Source organism: Acinetobacter sp. CY79 (genome assembly GCF_059515845.1).
In genome coordinates, this window is the sequence record NZ_JCAKMY010000015.1 from 1 (window position 1) to 19,965 (window position 19,965).

14 protein-coding genes and 2 rRNA genes are annotated in these 19,965 nt (G+C 39.3%); 10 read left to right on the forward strand and 6 right to left on the reverse strand.

The window, feature by feature from the left end:
• Positions 1-19: 19 nt before the first annotated feature.
• Together AC5YCE_RS07725 and rrf are read left to right on the forward strand one after the other, a co-directional pair.
• Positions 20-2,916: ribosomal RNA gene (locus AC5YCE_RS07725) — 23S ribosomal RNA — on the forward strand.
• Positions 2,917-3,100: 184 nt separating this feature from the next.
• Positions 3,101-3,215, forward strand: a 5S ribosomal RNA gene (rrf, locus tag AC5YCE_RS07730).
• Positions 3,216-3,871: 656 nt separating this feature from the next.
• On the opposite strand, the gene AC5YCE_RS07735 is transcribed toward rrf, so the two are convergent.
• The 6 genes from AC5YCE_RS07735 to tssH are packed head-to-tail and all read right to left on the reverse strand — an operon-like array spanning position 3,872 to position 11,527.
• A complete protein-coding gene (locus tag AC5YCE_RS07735; protein ID WP_496125408.1) occupies positions 3,872-4,780 on the reverse strand; it encodes a M15 family metallopeptidase in 909 nt (302 codons plus the stop codon).
• Positions 4,781-4,839: 59 nt separating this feature from the next.
• A complete protein-coding gene (locus tag AC5YCE_RS07740) occupies positions 4,840-5,499 on the reverse strand; it encodes a hypothetical protein (protein WP_496171615.1) in 660 nt (219 codons plus the stop codon).
• 12 nt (positions 5,500-5,511) lie between these two features.
• Positions 5,512-6,315 (reverse strand): type IVB secretion system protein IcmH/DotU, encoded by an 804-nt coding sequence (gene icmH, locus AC5YCE_RS07745; RefSeq protein ID WP_496125404.1) that lies wholly within the window; start codon positions 6,313-6,315, stop codon positions 5,512-5,514.
• Between the two features lie 14 nt (positions 6,316-6,329).
• Positions 6,330-7,694, reverse strand: a complete 1,365-nt coding sequence (gene tssK / locus AC5YCE_RS07750) for a type VI secretion system baseplate subunit TssK (protein ID WP_496125403.1) — start codon at positions 7,692-7,694, stop codon at positions 6,330-6,332.
• Between the two features lie 6 nt (positions 7,695-7,700).
• On the reverse strand, positions 7,701-8,813 hold the full coding sequence (gene tssA / locus AC5YCE_RS07755; RefSeq protein ID WP_496171616.1) for a type VI secretion system protein TssA: 1,113 nt from the start codon (positions 8,811-8,813) through the stop codon (positions 7,701-7,703).
• A 26-nt stretch (positions 8,814-8,839) separates the two neighbouring features.
• Positions 8,840-11,527, reverse strand: a complete 2,688-nt coding sequence (tssH, locus tag AC5YCE_RS07760; protein ID WP_496125401.1) for a type VI secretion system ATPase TssH — start codon at positions 11,525-11,527, stop codon at positions 8,840-8,842.
• A 428-nt stretch (positions 11,528-11,955) separates the two neighbouring features.
• Here tssH and AC5YCE_RS07765 point away from each other — a divergent pair, with 428 nt between their 5' ends.
• From AC5YCE_RS07765 to AC5YCE_RS07800, 8 genes are all read left to right on the forward strand, one after another.
• Complete coding sequence (locus tag AC5YCE_RS07765) at positions 11,956-12,597, forward strand: hypothetical protein (RefSeq protein WP_496171617.1); 642 nt, start codon at positions 11,956-11,958, stop codon at positions 12,595-12,597.
• Between the two features lie 25 nt (positions 12,598-12,622).
• Complete coding sequence (tssB, locus tag AC5YCE_RS07770) at positions 12,623-13,135, forward strand: type VI secretion system contractile sheath small subunit (RefSeq protein ID WP_496125399.1); 513 nt, start codon at positions 12,623-12,625, stop codon at positions 13,133-13,135.
• A complete protein-coding gene (tssC, locus tag AC5YCE_RS07775) occupies positions 13,128-14,609 on the forward strand; it encodes a type VI secretion system contractile sheath large subunit (RefSeq protein ID WP_496125398.1) in 1,482 nt (493 codons plus the stop codon). The genes tssB and tssC overlap by 8 nt, the downstream gene beginning before the upstream one ends.
• A 45-nt stretch (positions 14,610-14,654) precedes the next feature.
• Positions 14,655-15,164: an Hcp family type VI secretion system effector gene (locus AC5YCE_RS07780; protein ID WP_496125397.1), complete on the forward strand. Its 510-nt coding sequence runs from the start codon at positions 14,655-14,657 to the stop codon at positions 15,162-15,164.
• A 74-nt stretch (positions 15,165-15,238) separates the two neighbouring features.
• Positions 15,239-15,712, forward strand: a complete 474-nt coding sequence (gene tssE / locus AC5YCE_RS07785; RefSeq protein WP_496125396.1) for a type VI secretion system baseplate subunit TssE — start codon at positions 15,239-15,241, stop codon at positions 15,710-15,712.
• Between the two features lie 13 nt (positions 15,713-15,725).
• On the forward strand, positions 15,726-17,534 hold the full coding sequence (tssF, locus tag AC5YCE_RS07790) for a type VI secretion system baseplate subunit TssF (protein WP_496125395.1): 1,809 nt from the start codon (positions 15,726-15,728) through the stop codon (positions 17,532-17,534).
• A complete protein-coding gene (gene tssG / locus AC5YCE_RS07795; RefSeq protein WP_496171618.1) occupies positions 17,498-18,490 on the forward strand; it encodes a type VI secretion system baseplate subunit TssG in 993 nt (330 codons plus the stop codon). Before tssF ends, tssG begins: the two co-directional genes overlap by 37 nt.
• On the forward strand, positions 18,490-19,911 hold the full coding sequence (locus AC5YCE_RS07800; RefSeq protein ID WP_496171619.1) for a hypothetical protein: 1,422 nt from the start codon (positions 18,490-18,492) through the stop codon (positions 19,909-19,911). Before tssG ends, AC5YCE_RS07800 begins: the two co-directional genes overlap by 1 nt.
• Positions 19,912-19,965 lie beyond the last annotated feature (54 nt).

Below are 19,965 nucleotides of genomic sequence, written 5' to 3' on the forward strand. Positions count from 1 at the left end.
CGACTGTTTGGGGTTGTATAGTCAAGTAATTAAGTGCATGTGGTGGATGCCTTGGCAGTCAGAGGCGATGAAAGACGTAATAGCCTGCGATAAGCTCCGGGGAGGCGGCAAATATCCTGTGATCCGGAGATTTCTGAATGGGGAAACCCACTTACCATAAGGTAGGTATTGCAACATGAATACATAGTGTTGCAAGGCGAACGAGGGGAAGTGAAACATCTCAGTACCCTTAGGAAAAGAAATCAATTGAGATTCCCTTAGTAGCGGCGAGCGAACGGGGAAAAGCCCATTAAGTCATATCAGTTCTAGTGGAATGCTCTGGGAAGTGCAACCGTAGTGGGTGATAGTCCTGTACACGAAAGGGCTGATATGATGATGTCGAGTAGGGCGGGGCACGTGAAACCTTGTCTGAATATGGGGGGACCATCCTCCAAGGCTAAATACTCCTGACTGACCGATAGTGAACCAGTACCGTGAGGGAAAGGCGAAAAGAACCCCTGTGAGGGGAGTGAAATAGATCCTGAAACCGCATGCATACAAGCAGTGGGAGCCGGCATTGTGTCCGGTGACTGCGTACCTTTTGTATAATGGGTCAGCGACTTACATTCAGTAGCAAGGTTAACCGAATAGGGGAGCCGTAGAGAAATCGAGTCTTAATAGGGCGTTTAGTTGCTGGGTGTAGACCCGAAACCAGGCGATCTATCCATGAGCAGGTTGAAGGTTGGGTAACACTAACTGGAGGACCGAACCCACTGTCGTTGAAAAGCCAGGGGATGACTTGTGGATAGGGGTGAAAGGCTAATCAAGCCTGGTGATAGCTGGTTCTCCCCGAAAGCTATTTAGGTAGCGCCTCGGACGAATACCATTGGGGGTAGAGCACTGTTTCGGCTAGGGGGTCATCCCGACTTACCAAACCGATGCAAACTCCGAATACCAATGAGTACTATCCGGGAGACAGACTGCGGGTGCTAACGTCCGTAGTCAAGAGGAAAACAATCCAGACCGCCAGCTAAGGCCCCAAAATCATAGTTAAGTGGGAAACGATGTGGGAAGGCATAGACAGCTAGGAGGTTGGCTTAGAAGCAGCCACCCTTTAAAGAAAGCGTAATAGCTCACTAGTCGAGTCGGCCTGCGCGGAAGATGTAACGGGGCTAAAACTATGTGCCGAAGCTGCGGATTTGCAATTTATTGCAAGTGGTAGGGGAGCGTTCTGTAAGCCGATGAAGGTGGATTGAGAAGTCTGCTGGAGGTATCAGAAGTGCGAATGCTGACGTGAGTAACGACAATGCGAGTGAAAAACTCGCACGCTGAAAGACCAAGGGTTCCAGTCCAACGTTAATCGGGGCTGGGTGAGTCGACCCCTAAGGCGAGGCCGAAAGGCGTAGTCGATGGGAAATTGGTTAATATTCCAATACTTCTGTGTAATGCGATGAGAGGACGGAGAAGGTTAAGTCAGCCTGGCGTTGGTTGTCCAGGTGAAAGGTTGTAGGCATGTATCTTAGGCAAATCCGGGGTACTCTATGCTGAGAACTGATAGCAAGCTGCACTTGTGCAGTGAAGTGGCTGATACCATACTTCCAGGAAAAGTCTCTAAGCTTCAGTTACACAGGAATCGTACCCGAAACCGACACAGGTGGTCAGGTCGAGTAGACCAAAGCGCTTGAGAGAACTCTGCTGAAGGAACTAGGCAAAATGGTACCGTAACTTCGGGAGAAGGTACGCTGCTGGCGGTGATAACCCTTGCGGTTTGAGCGGCGAGCAGCCACAGAAACCAGGCCCCTGCAACTGTTTATTAAAAACATAGCACTCTGCAAACACGAAAGTGGACGTATAGGGTGTGATGCCTGCCCGGTGCTGGAAGGTTAATTGATGGGGTTAGCGTAAGCGAAGCTCTTGATCGAAGCCCCAGTAAACGGCGGCCGTAACTATAACGGTCCTAAGGTAGCGAAATTCCTTGTCGGGTAAGTTCCGACCTGCACGAATGGCATAATGATGGGGGCGCTGTCTCCAGCAGAGACTCAGTGAAATCGAATTCGCCGTGAAGATGCGGTGTACCCGCGGCTAGACGGAAAGACCCCGTGAACCTTTACTGCAGCTTGACATTGAACTTTGATCTTACTTGTGTAGGATAGGTGGGAGGCTTTGAAACTCGGACGCTAGTTCGAGTGGAGCCAATCTTGAAATACCACCCTGGTAATATTGAGGTTCTAACTCTGCTCCATGATCTGGAGCGAGGACCATGTCTGGTGGGTAGTTTGACTGGGGCGGTCTCCTCCTAAAGAGTAACGGAGGAGTACGAAGGTGCGCTCAGCGTGGTCGGAAATCACGCGTAGAGTATAAAGGCAAAAGCGCGCTTAACTGCGAGACCCACAAGTCGAGCAGGTACGAAAGTAGGTCTTAGTGATCCGGTGGTTCTGTATGGAAGGGCCATCGCTCAACGGATAAAAGGTACTCTGGGGATAACAGGCTGATACCGCCCAAGAGTTCATATCGACGGCGGTGTTTGGCACCTCGATGTCGGCTCATCTCATCCTGGGGCTGAAGCAGGTCCCAAGGGTATGGCTGTTCGCCATTTAAAGAGGTACGCGAGCTGGGTTTAGAACGTCGTGAGACAGTTCGGTCCCTATCTACCGTGGGCGTTGGAAATTTGAGAGGATCTGCTCCTAGTACGAGAGGACCAGAGTGGACGAACCTCTGGTGTACCGGTTGTGACGCCAGTCGCATCGCCGGGTAGCTATGTTCGGAAGGGATAACCGCTGAAAGCATCTAAGCGGGAAGCCTACCTCAAGATAAGATTTCCCAAGGACTTTATGTCCTCTAAAGAGCCGTTGAAGACTACAACGTTGATAGGTTGGATGTGGAAGCATAGTGATATGTGAAGCTGACCAATACTAATTACTCGTGAGGCTTGACTATACAACACCCAAACAGTTGTTGTATAAAAGCTCAATTGATTCGATATACATCAAAATAGCTTGATTCAGTAAGCCGTTAGTATCACAATATTCAACTCAGATATATCTGTTAATAACTTCTTTGACCAAGCAACGGCATACATCAAACGATGTGAATAAGACCCAAGCAAAGTCACAACAGTTGTGCTGGCGACAATAGCAAGAGTGAACCACCTGATCCCTTCCCGAACTCAGAAGTGAAACCTCTTTGCGCTGATGGTAGTGTGGGGTTACCCATGTGAGAGTAAGTCATCGCCAGCTCATTATTCCTAAAAACACCCCCTTCAAACGAAGGGGGTGTTTTTTTATGTTTAAAGCATTCTAAAAATTATGTGAAGTAACACTCAGAGCTGAAAGGTACTAAAAAGCTGTTTATAATATAATCAAAATTCATTATGTTTATATCTTTATTGAAGATTTTTTTTTATAAATCATTATTTACTGAGCTGATAGTTTGAGATTTCCATGGTTAACTTGAATCTTTAATTTTGCCTGTGCTATTTCAATGATCCTCAGCAGAGTTTTAAATCTTTAATGGCAAGCTAATACATAGAAAATTCCGAATTTATGTTTCTATTAAAAAGCATCAAGGCCTTAGAAAAAAGATTTACTAGATTACATTGTATAATTCTTGATCATTTTAATTTTCAAACTTATACAAACATCGATATTAACGAATTTCTTCGGTGATTTGTTCTCTATTATTTCTGAAGGCAGTACTTAAAGATTCAAAACTATTAGCTAAACCAGAGGCAATATACAGGTTCGTAAGAGAATACTTTTATCATTGTTGGGACATTGGATTAATTATTTTGATTCTAATTAATGGTAGTGCATGAATATGACGTCATAAGAATAATAAGTTATTGATATTAAAATATATAAATGTATTATTACACGTTGGTTTTTAGCACTACCTAATTAATATTGTTTGCCATTAAACCTTGATTCTGCGCTTCTGCAATCAATCGTTCAGCAGTTTCTCTAGATTTTTTTAAGCCTGGCATACGGAATTCTGTATGACCATAGTCATGAATACGTGTCCATCGTCCCCCCCAAGTCAATCCAACCTCTTCAGCAGTTACACCGTATAGTTGATATCCTTTCATTGCCCAAGGATCACGTTCACTAATTACTACTTTACCATCACGTTTGAAGGCTACATCTGCTGCAAGACCGAATTGATGATAGCTTTGATATGCTCTTGCCAGTGTGGTTGCTTTATTGCCAGATAAACGTGTTTGACGTTCTGGACTACGATATCCTTCAAGTAGAATCAATTCATAGCCATGACGTTCTTTCATCAGCTTAAAGACCATCAGCAAACGCTGTTTGTAACTAGGATGCATTTTATCCCATTTACGATCTATTTTTGTTGGCTCATAAGCATGGCTCTTACCATCATTTTCCTCACCATTATACGTACCAGGGATTGGACTACTTTGAATTGTGGGTGATGCGATTTGATCCGCAAGTATTGCGGCTTCTACCAAGGCTTCTTCCACGGGAGGAGGAGGAGATAGTATGTCTCCATTCAAGAGATTGTAAATTTGTGGATCATTTGATTTCAAGTAATTTGCTTCTACGACTTTGGTTGGGTCAACTTGGGAAGTAAAAGCAAACATTAAAATGCTGGATAGCAAAAAAAAGCCAGCAATTAAAATCCACCACTGTTGTAAATGCCAATGTGATTGGGTTTGTTCGGCAGCAGCAGCGTAATTCATTTCTTGAGCAAAATTTTTAGCTGAAACCCATTTTTTTCTACTCTGAGGAATTAACCCTTTAAGTCTATCTATTGCTTTAGTTCTGAGTTCATATGACATCATCAATGTGAGGGCAATCGTCAGAACAATAAAACTAAGAACAATAAATATAATCACGGCAATTATTCTTTAACTGAGCGTGTAACTGATATCTGTACTGTAGCTTTAGGTAAATCTACGTCATTTTCATTTTGAACGCCCTTAGCTTTAGCTGGTAGCGCTTCTGACTTAGCTTGAATTTTAGGTTCTACTTTTTGAGGAGTAACTTTGTCAGACACTGGTTTTGCTTTAACTGTAGTCGCTGCCACGATAGGCTTTTTCACAACAGTTTTTTCAGAGCTTAGTACCGGTTTAGCCGCTTCTTTTTGGCTTGTAGCATTGGCAAATGGATTGCGATTGGTTTGATCTGCGGTAATTTGTTTTTCTTGTTTAAAAGCATTCGGGATGTCTTTCAATTTGGTTTGTGGCTGATCATAATCATCCATACTATTGTGATCAAGTTCTTCCTTTTGATCATTTGCTACTGCCACTGTCGGACGAGATTTGCTTGAAACTATATTAGTTTGATCATGAGAAGAAGGTTGCTCATTCACTGTAGTATTATTATTTTGAGCAACGATCTGATTATTGTTAGACTCATCACCCAATACTGAAAAAATTAAAACAGAAGTTACAGCAATACCGAATGTCACACCCGCTATACCGTAGTATATCGGTGATAGATTCTTCTTTTTCTGTGAGGGTTTTAGTACCCGAATTACTTTTTGTTTTTCTTGAGTCATTTTTCTAATTCTTTAAGGTAAATGAATTGTAATATGCGCTTGTTCTGCTGGAGCACTGATCACATTCTGATACTTTGCCATCGCGGTATCTTCGTGTTTACCCAACATATAACGCAAACCTGAAAAAGCGAGTAGTGCGAAAAGGAGGAGGAAAAGAAGAATCCATGTGAATGGAAGTTCTTTATGAATAATATTTTTTATCTGATCTGGTAACCCTGCAAAAGGCGAAAATGCTGCTTTTTTACCTTTTAGATAATCAATTTCATCACCCACACGAGCAACAAGGTGATTGAGACTCTCGATGGATTCAATACGGTACTTACCCTGGAAACCCAGTAATAAACAATAATGGAACACTTCAAGTGCAGACAGACGATCTTTACCACGTGCACGAATGTGTTCCAAAATATCAAAGAATCGATATCCTGCTAGTTGTGAACCAAATAAGCTGAGTTGTAATGGGCTAATGAGCCATGAGTTTTGAAGATTAAAAAAGCTCGGATCTTGCTGAGTCACAATAGTTTCATCAAGCAAAGCACAATAAGCATATTTTGCATCATGAATATCTTCGGCAGAAAATTGTAGTTTTTTGGCTTGATGTTCAAAACGGTTTAACTGATCCATGATTTTTTCACGGAACTGTTCTGCATTTTGTGGGACATATTGGTTTTTAATCATGAATACAATATAAAAACCATCATGCATCAAATCCACCAAGTTTGTGGTTTGAGTCATTTTATTTGCATGATTTGGTGTTGAGCCTACACCAATTTGACCATCATCGAAGAGGGAAGGAGCACCATTTGGATTATTCATTATTATTTTCCTTATTATCCATTCATCACAGCAATCAATTCAATCGTAATATCTTGGAAACCAGCAGGAACATAAATACAGATGGTTTCTGAGTCAAGCATACGTTGATAGAGTTCATGATGCGGCTCAACTTCAAAATAATTCACACCTGAACGTACAGGAATTGCAGTTGGAACTTGCATCAGATGATGAATTGGAATCACTGGTAATGCAGAAACTACGCGTTGTTCTACATCAACGGTTGTACCGACTTTGAATCGTAGAGGTACAATCTGAACTAGTTCATGCGTTTGCATCATCGTGCTAGAAACAGCGATGTATAAACGTGAATCACGTGTGATCTTGTCAGATTCAAGACTGCCGACCCAATAAGATGGGCGAATTTCTTTTAAGCCAATATTGATATAACGACTCGAAATAATAGTGTCGAGTAAATCACGCAAAATCACATCGAGCTGAGCAAAGCTTTCTTGGAGATTGTGATGTTTATATTGTGGTAAATGTTCAACTTCGTAAGCGGTTGAGAATGTAAGTAATGAACCCGTTAAACGCAATAATTCAAAGAATAAACGCTCTGGGTGAATTTGTGGATTGAGCATCAAGTGGCTTAAAGTTGCATGCGCTGTATTTAAAGCATTGACCAACCAAAATGAAACGATATCACCAGAGCGGAATTCGATGAGTTTTTGTTCATTTTCACGGTTGTTGGTTTGAATGGTTTTAATTTTTGCCTTAATGACATTCAATGTTCGTTTCAAATTACTGATTAAAGAATCACATGATTCAATATGTAAAATAGGTGGAATGAATTTATAATCAAGTTCAAAATTACCTGCACTATGTCGTTTGATCTTGCCGATGGGCAGATATAAAAAACCATCCATATCGTGGTTTGGATCGATTTGCGATTCCAATAGTTTTATTTCAGCACGTTTACGGACTAATGTAATTTCAGCAGGAACTGCATCCGTATAAAGATCATGTGTTTCATTGAGATACGAATGATAACGACTCGGCTGTTTGGCATCATCTAAGGCAACATTCTTTTTATTGGGTTGCAATATAGAGAGCGCAAGGAAAATCGTCATTTCACCGCGGAAGTTGAGATCATCCAACTGTACAGGCTCAGGCAATAAATCACGAGAGGGTGCAGAATAGATTTCACCATCTTGCCACATCATATCTACGCTTTCTAAAGCAAGGACATGTGTTCCAAGCTGAGTTTCATCGAATCGAATCGACTGAACACCATAAGCATAAGGAATCGTTGAACGAATGGTCTGATTTAACCTTTGCTCATGGTAGGTATCTTGGACCTGAAAGTGTTGAGGTCTTAAAAATAAACCTTCACCCCAAAGTATTTTTTCCGCTTTAAACATTAATTATTACCATTCATTCGATTCATGATTATTGTTGACGCCCAGTAATTCTTGAACAGCTTCAAGAGGGCTTTCAGTTTTAATAACTTGTGCTAACCATTCGTGTAAAGGCATCTGGCTCCACTTTATGGTCTTCTGCAACATATAGCTCACAGGACTATGCGGTTCATTGGTTTGGAAATAGTCAGCAATTTCTTGGAGCACCTTCATCGCTTGTTCACGATTTTGTAAGTGACTTTGAGGTTGCGGTTGAAATGATTGGGTATTCTGGTTGTTCTGCACCATTTCAATAGCTTGTGTTATGTGTTCTGTAGGCTGACCAGTCGATGTTTCTGCAACTAAAGACTGAACTTGGTTGGTATTATGAAAAGCATCCGCCTTATATAATTTTCTAAGGGTCTTATTAATGGAGTCTAATTGAGAGTCAATACTTGCAAAACTTGGTGCATCGAGTTCCATCAATTGATCAAGCACTTGTTTTAACGTATTCCAATGATCAAGAATGTCTGTAAAGTGTTGATAATTCTGAATCTGGAAACTTTTAGATGTATTAAATAGCGCTTGTTCAAAACGATCGAATTCATCCGAAGCATTCACTTCATTTGAGTCATCGGGTTTTTTCAGTCGGTTATTTTGATCATGCAAAATTTTTTCATAATCAAATAAAGAATAAAAAGGCTGTCCTGTCACCAAAGGTATTTTTTTAATGATGGCAGGTACTTGAGTGGTTAAACCTTGAAGTAAACCCAAACGTTGGTCGAGATCATCATCTTCAATTTCAGGATGAATATGTAACCAGTACTCTTCCAAAATACGATGCGATAGCTCTAGACTTTTTGCTAGACCTTCAAGGCCGTATAAGTTACCCCAAGCTTCACTGAGCCAAGTCAGCAAGCGAATATCCTTGGTTTTATGCGTCAACAGCTCAATGGATTTATTACTCACAAAATTCCAATCAGCCTGTTTAGGCTCGGCAACCCATTCGCCTAATGCGAGTAGTGGATCATCTTCTGTTTTCGCTTTTTTGATTTCATGGAAATCATTCGAAAATGACTGGTCATCGCCACATAAACGCTCTGCAGAGATGGGTTGTAATAATGCTTCGAGATCTAAATTCATTGTATTGTCTGTCTCTTATTTATTGCCTAAGCTTCGGTCGCTTTGGCTTTTTTAGGCGTACGCTTTTTAACGGGTTTTTCAACAGGATCTAAAAGATACTCAATTTCATTCTCTTTGCTGTCAATTTTGATCAGCTTAGGCAAGTTTTGATCTGCCAGTGCCATCAATATTTGAGTCGCTAACTCTGGAAGTACAGAAGAATTTAAAATGTTATCGACATTTCGAGCACCACTGTCTACTTCTGTACAACGACTGAGTAATAATTCAACCAAGTCGTCGGTATATTCAACACGAGTTTGATATTGTTTTTCAATACGTGCCGTGATCTTACCAATCTTATGATGAATGATACGAACCAATAAATCATCATGTAATGGGAAGTATGGAACAATACGCATACGACCTAAGAATGCAGGTTTAAACTGTTTATATAAACTTGGTTTAAGTTGATCCAGTAATTCTTCAGCCGTTGGCCATTCTTCAACTGGATGTGGTAAACACGCTTGCATAATTGCACTCGAGCCTGCATTTGAAGTCAGTAATATCGTAGTATTTTTAAAGTCGATGACACGACCTTCGCCATCTTCAAGCGTTCCTTTATCAAAGACTTGATAAAATAATTCTTGTACGTCTGAATGGGCTTTTTCAATTTCATCTAACAGTACGACACTATAAGGATTACGACGTACAGCCTCAGTTAATACGCCACCTTGACCATATCCGACATAACCTGGAGGTGCACCTTTTAAAGAGGAAACCGTATGTGCTTCTTGGTATTCAGACATATTGATGGTGATTAAATGTGATTCACCACCATACAATTCATTGGCAAGTGCCAAGGCTGTTTCTGTTTTACCTACACCACTTGGTCCAACCAACATAAACACACCTTGTGGTTTATTTGGGTCTTCAAGCTTCGCTTTGGATGTTTTAATACCTTGAACCAGTTGATGAAGGGCATAATCTTGTCCCATCACGCGCTGTTCAAGTTTTTCTTCTAAACTTAAAATCTGCTTAATTTCATCATTGACCATCTTACCGACAGGGATTCCAGTCCAATCTGAAATGATTTCATTAATGATTTGTGCATTAACGCGTTCAAAAACCAGTGGAAATTGCCCTTGGAATTGAGTTAATTCATCACGAACTTTGGCAATGGCATCTGCTTCGAGTGCTTCACCATTCTCAGCTTTAATTTCAAGTTCTTTAAGCTGTTGAACCAGTTTCAGTTCATGTTGCCATCTTTGTTCTGTTTGTAGAATATCAGCTTCAAGCACTGTAATGGCATTTTTCAAATTTGCTAAGCGTTCTTGATGAATTGGAAAATGCTGATGTTCGTTTTCTAAAATTTTTAGTTCTAAATTGAGATTGTGTTGTTGAGCTTTGAGTTGATCTAGTTTAACGGGTTGCGCATTTTGAGTCAGTGCAACACGTGCAGCAGCAGTGTCTAAAACACTGATGGCTTTATCTGGAAGTTGGCGACCGGTAATATAACGATGTGATGAATGGACTGCTGTCACAATCGCTTCGTCATCAATTTTTAAATTGAAGTGATTTGCCATGACTGGAATCATCGCACGAAGCATATCAATAGCAACTTCCTCAGTAGGTTCTTCAACTTTAACCACTTGGAAGCGGCGACTTAATGCTGCATCCTTTTCGAAGTATTGCTTATATTCAGCCCAAGTTGTTGCTGCAATCGTGCGTAACTCACCACGAGCCAAAGCCGGTTTAAGTAAGTTAGCAGCATCATTTTGACCCGCTTGACCACCTGCACCGATCAAGGTATGTGCTTCATCAATAAAGATAATAATCGGATGTGCCGAACTTTGAACTTCTTTAATCACTTGCTTTAAGCGATTTTCAAACTCACCTTTTACACTTGCACCCGCTTGCAATAAACCCATATCCAATACATGTAAGTGCACATTCTTAAGTGCATCAGGTACTTCATTGTTGGCAATTTTAAGTGCTAAACCTTCAACAACTGCGGTTTTACCTACACCGGGTTCACCCGTCAAAATAGGGTTGTTCTGACGACGACGCATTAAAATATCCAGCATGAGACGGATTTCAAACTCACGACCAATCACTGGATCAATCCCGCCTTTAAGTGCTTTTTCAGTCAAATTGATTGTGTACTGATCTAATGCAGGCGTTTTTGGCGTAGCCGTTTCTGAATGATCATTAGACAATGACTGTTCATTATTTTGAGATTCAGTGTGGTCAGATTCAGATTGTTGTTCAGCACTTTTCACACAAATATCAAGAAACTTGTGTTTCATCGTGTCAATCGGGAATAGATCAAATAAACTTGAAGCACGAATAGCAATTTGATAAAGATCCGGTGCTGTAAGCAACGCAACAAGCAAATGCCCACTACGGATAACAGGATTCTTTTCAGCAGAAGCCAGTAGCCAAGCTTGCTCTAATAATCGTACGATTGATTTAGCAAAAATAGGCGTACGTGAATTGCCCTTTGGCAATTGAGAAATGGTTTCTTTAATATCGTCCAGTAAGCCATCTTTAGAAATTTTGTATTTTTCTAAGAGGATAATCAGATCATTTTTCTGATCTTGATTGAGCAATTCATACAATAAATGTTCAATTTCAATTTCGTAATTTTGTTGTGTAATACAAAAATTGGCAGACTTTTCTAAAGCTGTTCTTGTTGTTGTAGATAGTTTTGTAATTAAAATTTTCAAATTATTCATTTGAGGTCTCTGTGAAATTATAAATTTTTTAGATCAATTTTGCCTGTAAAATAGACAACAACATTTATGTTTAAATCTGTGTAAATGTATAAAAAACAACAAATTTTTGATACATATTTAATGGTTCTACTCGTTATTGTACATAATTTTTAATGAGATAAAAACATTATTTAGGTATCAAACTATATCGCAACTATATTGTTTTGTAACCAAAAATTGATAACTAATTCACTTTTATGGCACGATTGTTCTTGACGAGCACATAGTTTTTCTAGTTAAATTTCATACGGTTTAATAAAAAAGTCAAAACCTTAACAACAATAAAATTTATTTTAAATAAACTTTTAATAAACAATGGGGTCGTTAGAGCATGAGCAAAGTTGTACAAATTAAAACCTAAGAATTTAATACAGTGGCAGAGGTATATTTTGAAAAATGCAATATTATTTACAACGCTTTTAGTGGGTTCGTTGCTAACCAGTCCAGCATTTGCGAATGAGCTTAAAAGAGGTTGTTTAAAGGATAATCCTTTGGCTGTGGGTGAAACGGACCCAACATTGTTGCAAATTTATGCTCAAGCATGTGATAAGAAAAATAAAGATAATGTAAATGGATACCTTGCCCAAGCAGCGCAAAGATTTCAACAAATGGGTAAAAACTACAAAGCGCTTCAATTGGTGAATGAGCTTAATGCTAAACAAGTTCAGCATTCATCTTTAACGGATGTGAAGTTTTTAGCGGGTGTTGCAATCGCGAATGAAGCTTTAACTCAGATTCGAGACAAAGAAGTGCGTTATCTTTCGGATGAGGGTTATGCGCCAGCAGTGGCTTTTTCAGAAGCAGTGAGAAGAGCAAAACCTTTGGCTGTAATTGAAGATAAGAAGGAAGTGGCTGTATCTGAGTCCCGTCCTAGAATGCAATCTTCACGTACACAAAGTCGTCCTAAAGTACAGCCTAAGCGTACAACGACTCGGAAAGCACCGACTCAAGCTCCTGCGAAAGTAGCACCTAAATCTAAATCAACTGCACCTGCAAAAGCGTCAGGAAGTAGTCCATTTGCAAATTTATAAGATTCAATTATTAGGATAAAAAATTATGGCTAAGCGTGAAAGTGTACAAAAAAAATTACAACGCATTCGACCACCGCGTGTTCAGTTGACGTATGACGTTGAAGTCGGTGATGGTAAAGAAATTAAAGAATTACCTTTTGTTGTTGGGGTGATGGGGGATTTTTCAGCGGCATCTGAACTCGAGAAAACCAAATTAAAAGACAAAAAGTTCATCAATGTTGATTTGGAAAATATCGATGAAGTGATGGAGTCCTTGGCTCCTCGAGCAGCTTTCCAAGTTGAAAATACGTTGACTGAAGAAGGTGGGCGTATGAACGTTGATCTAACGTTTAACTCAATGGAAGACTTCCGTCCTGAAAATGTCGTTCAAAAAGTTGATCCTTTGAAAAAGCTGGTTGAAGCGCGTGAGCGTTTGACAGATCTGCGTAATAAAATTTCAAATAGTGAGCGTTTAGAAGATCTTCTAGATGATGTATTGAAGAATACAGATCAAATTCGCAAGATGAGTGCTGAAGCGGGAGCAGATGATCATGAGTAATTTACAAGCTGCTCAAGCAAACAGTCAAACGACAGAAGATGTGGGTTTATTAGATTCAATCGTTGAACAAAGCCGTATCGCACGTAATGATGAAGAGCATGTGCGTGCAAAAAGCTTACTTGGTGACTTAGCAAAAGAAGTGATGGCTGGAACAATTACAGTTTCAGATAATATGACGCTTTCGATTGATAAGCGTATTGCTGAGATTGATGCCTTAATTTCAGCTCAGCTCAGTAAAATTATGCACAATGAACACTTTCAAAAAATTGAGTCGACGTGGCGTGGACTTTATTACTTCTGTCAGGAAACACCATCAAATCCTTTGATTAAAATTCGTATGTTGAATACGACGAAAAAAGAGTTGGTCAAGGATTTTCAAAGTGCGACAGATTTTGATCAAAGCACATTGTTTAAAAAAGTCTATGAAGAAGAGTATGGTTCATTCGGTGGTGCGCCTTATGCAACACTCATTGGTGATTTCGAGTTTGATCGTACACCTTCTGATATGTATCTGCTTGAGCAGATTTCTCATGTTGCCGCTGCGGCACATGCGCCGTTTATTTCAGCAGCGAGCCCATCGATTTTAGGTTTAGAATCATTTACAGAGATTGATCGTCCACGTGATGTATCAAAAGTATTTGAAACTGCTGAATATGTACAGTGGCGTTCGTTCCGTGAAAGTGATGACTCACGTTATGTTGCATTGACTATGCCACGTGTCCTTGGTCGTTTACCTTACGATCCTAAAGAAGGGTGGGCAACTGAAGGCTTCAACTTCGTGGAAGATGTAAATGGTGATAACCATGACCAATATCTATGGATGAATGCTGCCTACGGTTTTGGTACACGTTTAACCAATGCGTTTGACCAGCATGGTTGGTGTGCTGCTATTCGTGGTGTTGAAGGTGGTGGTCTGGTTGAAGGTTTGCCTGTTCACACGTTTAAAACAAATGATGGGGAAGTGGTCTTTAAATGTCCAACAGAAGTGGCAATTACAGATCGTCGTGAAAAAGAGCTCAGTGATCTAGGCTTTATTCCGCTGGTACATTGTAAAAATACCGATTACGCAGCGTTCTTTGGTGCTCAATCGACGCAAAAACCGAAGAAGTATGACAGTGATACAGCCAACGCAAACTCTGCGTTATCCAGCCAAATTCAATACATCATGGCAGTGTCTCGTATCGCCCACTATTTGAAAGCGATGATGCGTGACAAAATCGGAAGTTTCGCATCCGCAGGTAACGTGGAAGCTTTCTTAAATGAATGGTTGGCGCAATATATTTTATTAGATGATGGTGCTTCTCAAGAAGCGAAAGCACAGTACCCGCTTCGTGAAGCATCTGTAAAGGTTGTAGAAGATCCAGCAAATCCGGGTCACTACAAGTCGGTCGTTTTCTTAAGACCACACTTCCAGTTGGATGAGTTGTCAGTTTCTCTGCGACTTGTCACTGAGTTACCTCAGTCCTCTAACTAAAATAGGGCAACTTTATAATAATGTTAATATAATAGGAAATCTTCAATGAAAGATATATATCTTCAATTTCGAGGAAAATACAAGATTGATGGCGAATCGCGTGACAATGAGCACAAGAAATGGCTAGAAGTTAATTCTTGGTCTCATAACATTCGTCAGCCTAAATCAGCAACGTCTTCAAGCGTAGGTGGTCATACTGCTGAACGTGTTGAACACTCTGATATGCTTTTTGTTAAAGATTTGGATGCTACAAGTCCAAAACTTTGGGAAGCAAGTTCAGCGGGTTATACATTTGATGAAGTACAAATCGATTTTTACCGTGCAAATGGTGACAAGCGTATCAAGTACTTACAAATCAAATTAAAACACGTTTTGATTTCAAGTGTATCTCCAAGCGTAAGCGAAGAAGGTGTGCCACACGAATCATTTGGTCTTAAGTATGCTGCGGTTGAGTGGACTTATAACCAACAAGATATCTCTGGCGCTCAGCAAGGTGCGATTACTGGTAAGTGGTCACTTGCGAATAACGTTGCGCAATACACTGCTGCAAACTAATTGTAATTTAAGTGTTAAGACAAGGATCAATACTCTATTGGTCCTTGTTTCTCCCTTAAACATAGATATATAGAATGAAACTCGATCATTTATATCCTTTTGGATTTAGGTCAACATTGTTTGATCGTTTAATACCAGAACAAGAAGAACAACTCAGAGGTTTAACGATTAAGGAGTTGCGGGAATCTGTTGCTCATGATTTAGAAGACCTTTTAAATAGTCGAGTTGCAAAATTTGAAACCATTGATGATTTTCCCTTAGTTAAGAAATCTATTTTACAGTTTGGCATTATTGATTTTGTTGGACTGTCCACAGCAAATCCAATGGATCGAGACAAAATTTGTCAATCAATCGAAAGTTCGATTGCTGCGCAAGAATCACGGTTAACACAAATAAAAGTAGAAATGTTAATTGATGAACAAAATATGGGATCGCTTTGCTTAAGCATACAAGCATATTTAAATATTCATCCCTTATATGAACCTGTCATTTTTGATGCTTTATTAAAACCGACCACGCAACAATATGTAATTTCTGCACGATCTTAGACCCGGGGCTCCAGTGATAGAAGAACTTTTACCGTATTATGAGAAGCAGCTACAAGAATTTGGTCAGCAATCGCGGGAGTTTTCGCAGAAGTATCCAAAGATTGCACAACGCCTATCCTTAAACCAAGAGCAGATTGACGATCCTCATATTGAGCGTCTAATACAAGCATTCTCACTGATTGCTGCACGTGTCGATAAAAAGTTAGCTGACAGTTACGATATTTTTACTCGTGCATTGTTTGAGGTGATGTTTCCTCAGTATCTCCGTCATTTTCCAAGTTGTACGGTGGTAAGTTTTGAAGATGTCAATAAAGTGAAGCAGCTTACTGAAGCACATGTGATTCCTAAAAACACGATGTTGAAATCACGGAGTTTTAAAGGCGTGCAGTGTGAGTTTAACAGTACCCAGCAAGTTAAATTACTCCCCATTCTTCTCAATAAACTTGAGTTTAAAACCAATCCAAGTGCACATATTCATTTGAATCAAAATGCCACGATGGTCTTGGGTTTTGAATTGTTTAATGATGCGCATAAATGGATCGGTAATGAAAAGTTACCCATTTATTTGGATGCGATTTCAAATTTCCCACTTCAAGTTTTGGACAGTATTTTTAAAACGACCACAGGTTTTTCAGTCAAAATCGGTACTCAAAACTTCCCCATTCAAAATCCTTTTGATGTGATTGGATTTGATGAAGAGGAAAGTGTATTGCCGATTGATCAGCATACGCATCATGCATATCGCTTATTGATGGAATATTTTTGTTTTGCTGAAAAATATAATTTTCTCAACCTTAATTTAGGTTTCCTGAAAGGGCGGATTAAAGAACAGACCAGTTTTGAAATTCATATTCATTTTAAATTGAACTTGAATGATCAAGTGGTGATCCGAAATTATTCTGAGTTGAATGTTGCCAATTTTAAATTGTTTTGTACACCTGCGGTTAACCTATTTGAAAAAAGTGCAGAACCCCAAAAAATAAACCATAAGAATATGGAGTATCCATTACTCACAGATACGCATCATCCAGAATTTTATCAAGTGTATTCAATACTCAGTATGAATATGGTGCGCGAGAAAAATAGTGATGATCAGGTTTTTTATCCGATCTTACCTTTCTTTGCGATGAGTCATTATAACGATGAAAAAGTGCAATTTTTTTATTCGCTAAATCCGACTCTGATGCATAGCAAATTTGTGGAAACAGGCTATTCCATCATCTCCAAGCAATTGAGTCCATTTGATACCAAATCTGATTTTATTAGTACTAAACTGCTGTGTTCAAATCGAAATTTGCCCCATGAAGCACTGAGTCAGTCGAATAATGTCCTGAATCTGAATGACAGTAGTTTGGCACGGCGTGCTTTGGTCTTGAAGCGTCCGACACTACCGAATCAATTTAAACAAAATCAGCAAGAGCAGTGGCGTATCATTTCGCATTTGTCCTTAAATACTTTAGCGTTGATGAAAGGGGATGCGGTGAGTCATGTTAAAGAATTATTAGAACTATATAACTTACCTAAAACCAAAGAAAATCATTTATTAATTGATGCGATCAAACAAGTTGATTTTGAATTGACCAATAAGTTGGTTGAAGCAAAACCCTTCCCAATGTTTGTTCGTGGTGTGAAAGTTCATCTGCATATCGATGCAAAAGTATTCCATGGACACAGTCTTTATATTTTTAGTCAATTACTGAGTCATGTGTTTAATTTAAAAGTTCAAATGAACAGTTTTGTTGATGTCATTATTTATGATGTGAACTCACAACAGGAGTTATACCAATGCGTTCAGAACGTTGGTGGCAAGAAGCTTCTGTAACTGATGAGTTGTTTAAAGCACCGACTTCCTTTGAGTTTATTCAAAGTATTCGACTGCTAAGGCATGTTCCTTATCAACAAAATTTAAAGTATTGGGCAAATGATTTTCGCTTTGAATCATCAGTTGAGTTGAACTTTCCCAAAACTGAAATTGAATCTTTACAATTGGTTGAAGAAAAGGTTGAGCTGACCAATCTAATGGTGGGTTTAACTGGTATGCAAGGTGCATTACCGTATAGCTATACCAATAAAGTGAAACTTGCTCCACGTAAAGCGAGAGAAGAAACGCGGAAGTTTCTAAGTTTATTTAACCATAAACTGACTGCGCAATATGCTGAGTCAAGTGTTGCCTATAATTTACCGATTCGTTATGAGATTGAAGAAGAAAATCATTATTTAAAGATTCTACATGCGCTAAATGGATATATCAGTGAGCATCATCAGCAAATTGAATTGGATGATTACTTTGCTGAATTTGCAGGTTTAATGCAGGGACAGAATAATAATGCCTATGCTCTAAAAACCATGTTGAGTAGCATTTTTAAAACTGATTTTCATATTGAAGAATTTGTGGAAGAAAAATTTAAATTAGCACCTGAACAGCGAACCAGTCTCGGTGGTACAAATCCGAGTTTGTTGGGTATCAATACTTTTTGCGGTGAAGTGGTCAAACAGATTGATGGGAAAATTGAAATTCAAATCGGTCCCTTAGATCGTAAGACTTACTTAGATTTTTTACCCCATAAAAAGCGCAGTCAAAAATTAAAGAGCATCATTCAGAGTTGGTGTAGTCCAACCTTAATGGTGGATGTGAGATTGATTTTAGATAAAAAAGAAATTCAACCGATTTGCTTGTCATCAAATTTTGATATGGGCTTAAGTCAAGGGGTTTTTTTGATGCCTCAACAACCGGAACATAATAATGAAACCTGTTATGCACTACTTGGGGCTGCTTAATGATTAAAATGATTTTAGGTGTGTTTATCACTGTTTTTGTCATTGTAACGGCAGTTGTAGTGTTCTATTGGCGTGATATTAATCATGATCCTTCTACACAGGATATGTTGTTATTTTTTGGCTTATTGCCCTTCGCTTTATCGATGCTCTTTGTCATGCCATTTATGATTCGAAAATGGTACCAAGAAAGTCAAGAAAAGAAGCAAAATGCACAACGTGCCAATGATGATCAAGATGAAGCAGAGCAAGAACGTCCACCTGAAAAAATCATGTGGACTGAATTGAATGTATTTTCGAGTAAATCTTTAAGCGCGTTGGGCGAGGATGAGGCGATCTGGGAAGAATTAAAAAACTTCAAAAGCCCAGAACTTGATTCAAAACTTTTAAATGGTTATGGATTACCTATTTTGAGTTATCGCATTCCAGAAATTGACGATATGCTTGAATCAGAGGATGAAGATGAATTTGACCAAGGCAATAAACGTCAAAAACGTATTGAAGCTTTGATTAAACACCAACTTGAACAGAATACGGAAACACTGTGGGCGATTGCAGAGCATCTAAAACAGTCTGCGTTGTTCTATGAAGGGCAGTTGGTACATGAATATCGTATGCATCCTGCATGGATTGACCCGAGTGCAGACTATGAAAATGAAGAGAGTACCGAGCGTAAGATTGAACAGGTTTCAAAATTAAATCGTTTAGATGTTCATCTGGTTTTGGCAGAAGATTTACTTCATGTTTGGGATGAGGACGCGACAAAAGAGTTAATAGCTGATTTCTTTACTGCGCTCGGTATTATTCCGCAAAAGTTCCACGTGGAACTTCATTATTGGGGTAAAGAAACATCGTATAAAGAATGGATGAATTTGTTACAGCAAGTCCAGAAATCAGAAGATATTGTGAGTTTTGTTGTCGTTGCAGATTCAGAAATTGATCAAGACACAGTCGATGAAAAAACATGGATGTCTGAACAGTATCTTCCGTCGGAATTTGTGGGAAGTTGTTGTATCGCCAAAAATTCAGTGCTAATAAATCATTTGCAACCCGTAAAAACGATTAAAATTGCATTAAACGAAAGTAAGTTATTGAACACTTTAGAACAACTTAATATTCATCAACTTGAACAATATCAACACGAGCAACCTTTTGTCATGCAGCTTGATGATGTTACTGATTTAAAAGTGGTGAAAGGCCTAAATCATAATTTTTCCGAAACGCCAATTGAACAACATCACTATGTGTATATGAAATCGAGTGTAGGGCAAACAGAGCATGTGGCGAAGGTGTTTGGATTTATCTTAGGCATGCAAGCATCAGATGAATTGACGTCAATGGTGTATTGCTGTGACTTGCCACAAACGCAGAGCTTTATTCAAGCCATGAGTGAACAAGAACAATCGAATGAGCGAGCTGTTTAGCCTTTAGCTGGATAAGCAAATCTGCATGAACGAATTTGAATTAAAGAATAGAAC

Excerpts from the sequence above, each read along its gene's own strand:
- AC5YCE_RS07735 (WP_496125408.1), bottom strand. The coding sequence starts at position 4,780 with ATGATGTCATATGAACTCAGAACTAAAGCAATAGATAGACTTAAAGGG.
- AC5YCE_RS07740 (WP_496171615.1), bottom strand. The coding sequence starts at position 5,499 with ATGACTCAAGAAAAACAAAAAGTAATTCGGGTACTAAAACCCTCACAG.
- icmH (WP_496125404.1), bottom strand. The coding sequence starts at position 6,315 with ATGAATAATCCAAATGGTGCTCCTTCCCTCTTCGATGATGGTCAAATT.
- tssK (WP_496125403.1), bottom strand. The coding sequence starts at position 7,694 with ATGTTTAAAGCGGAAAAAATACTTTGGGGTGAAGGTTTATTTTTAAGA.
- tssA (WP_496171616.1), bottom strand. The coding sequence starts at position 8,813 with ATGAATTTAGATCTCGAAGCATTATTACAACCCATCTCTGCAGAGCGT.
- tssH (WP_496125401.1), bottom strand. The coding sequence starts at position 11,527 with ATGAATAATTTGAAAATTTTAATTACAAAACTATCTACAACAACAAGA.
- tssB (WP_496125399.1), top strand. The coding sequence starts at position 12,623 with ATGGCTAAGCGTGAAAGTGTACAAAAAAAATTACAACGCATTCGACCA.
- tssC (WP_496125398.1), top strand. The coding sequence starts at position 13,128 with ATGAGTAATTTACAAGCTGCTCAAGCAAACAGTCAAACGACAGAAGAT.
- AC5YCE_RS07780 (WP_496125397.1), top strand. The coding sequence starts at position 14,655 with ATGAAAGATATATATCTTCAATTTCGAGGAAAATACAAGATTGATGGC.
- tssE (WP_496125396.1), top strand. The coding sequence starts at position 15,239 with ATGAAACTCGATCATTTATATCCTTTTGGATTTAGGTCAACATTGTTT.
- tssG (WP_496171618.1), top strand. The coding sequence starts at position 17,498 with ATGCGTTCAGAACGTTGGTGGCAAGAAGCTTCTGTAACTGATGAGTTG.
- AC5YCE_RS07800 (WP_496171619.1), top strand. The coding sequence starts at position 18,490 with ATGATTAAAATGATTTTAGGTGTGTTTATCACTGTTTTTGTCATTGTA.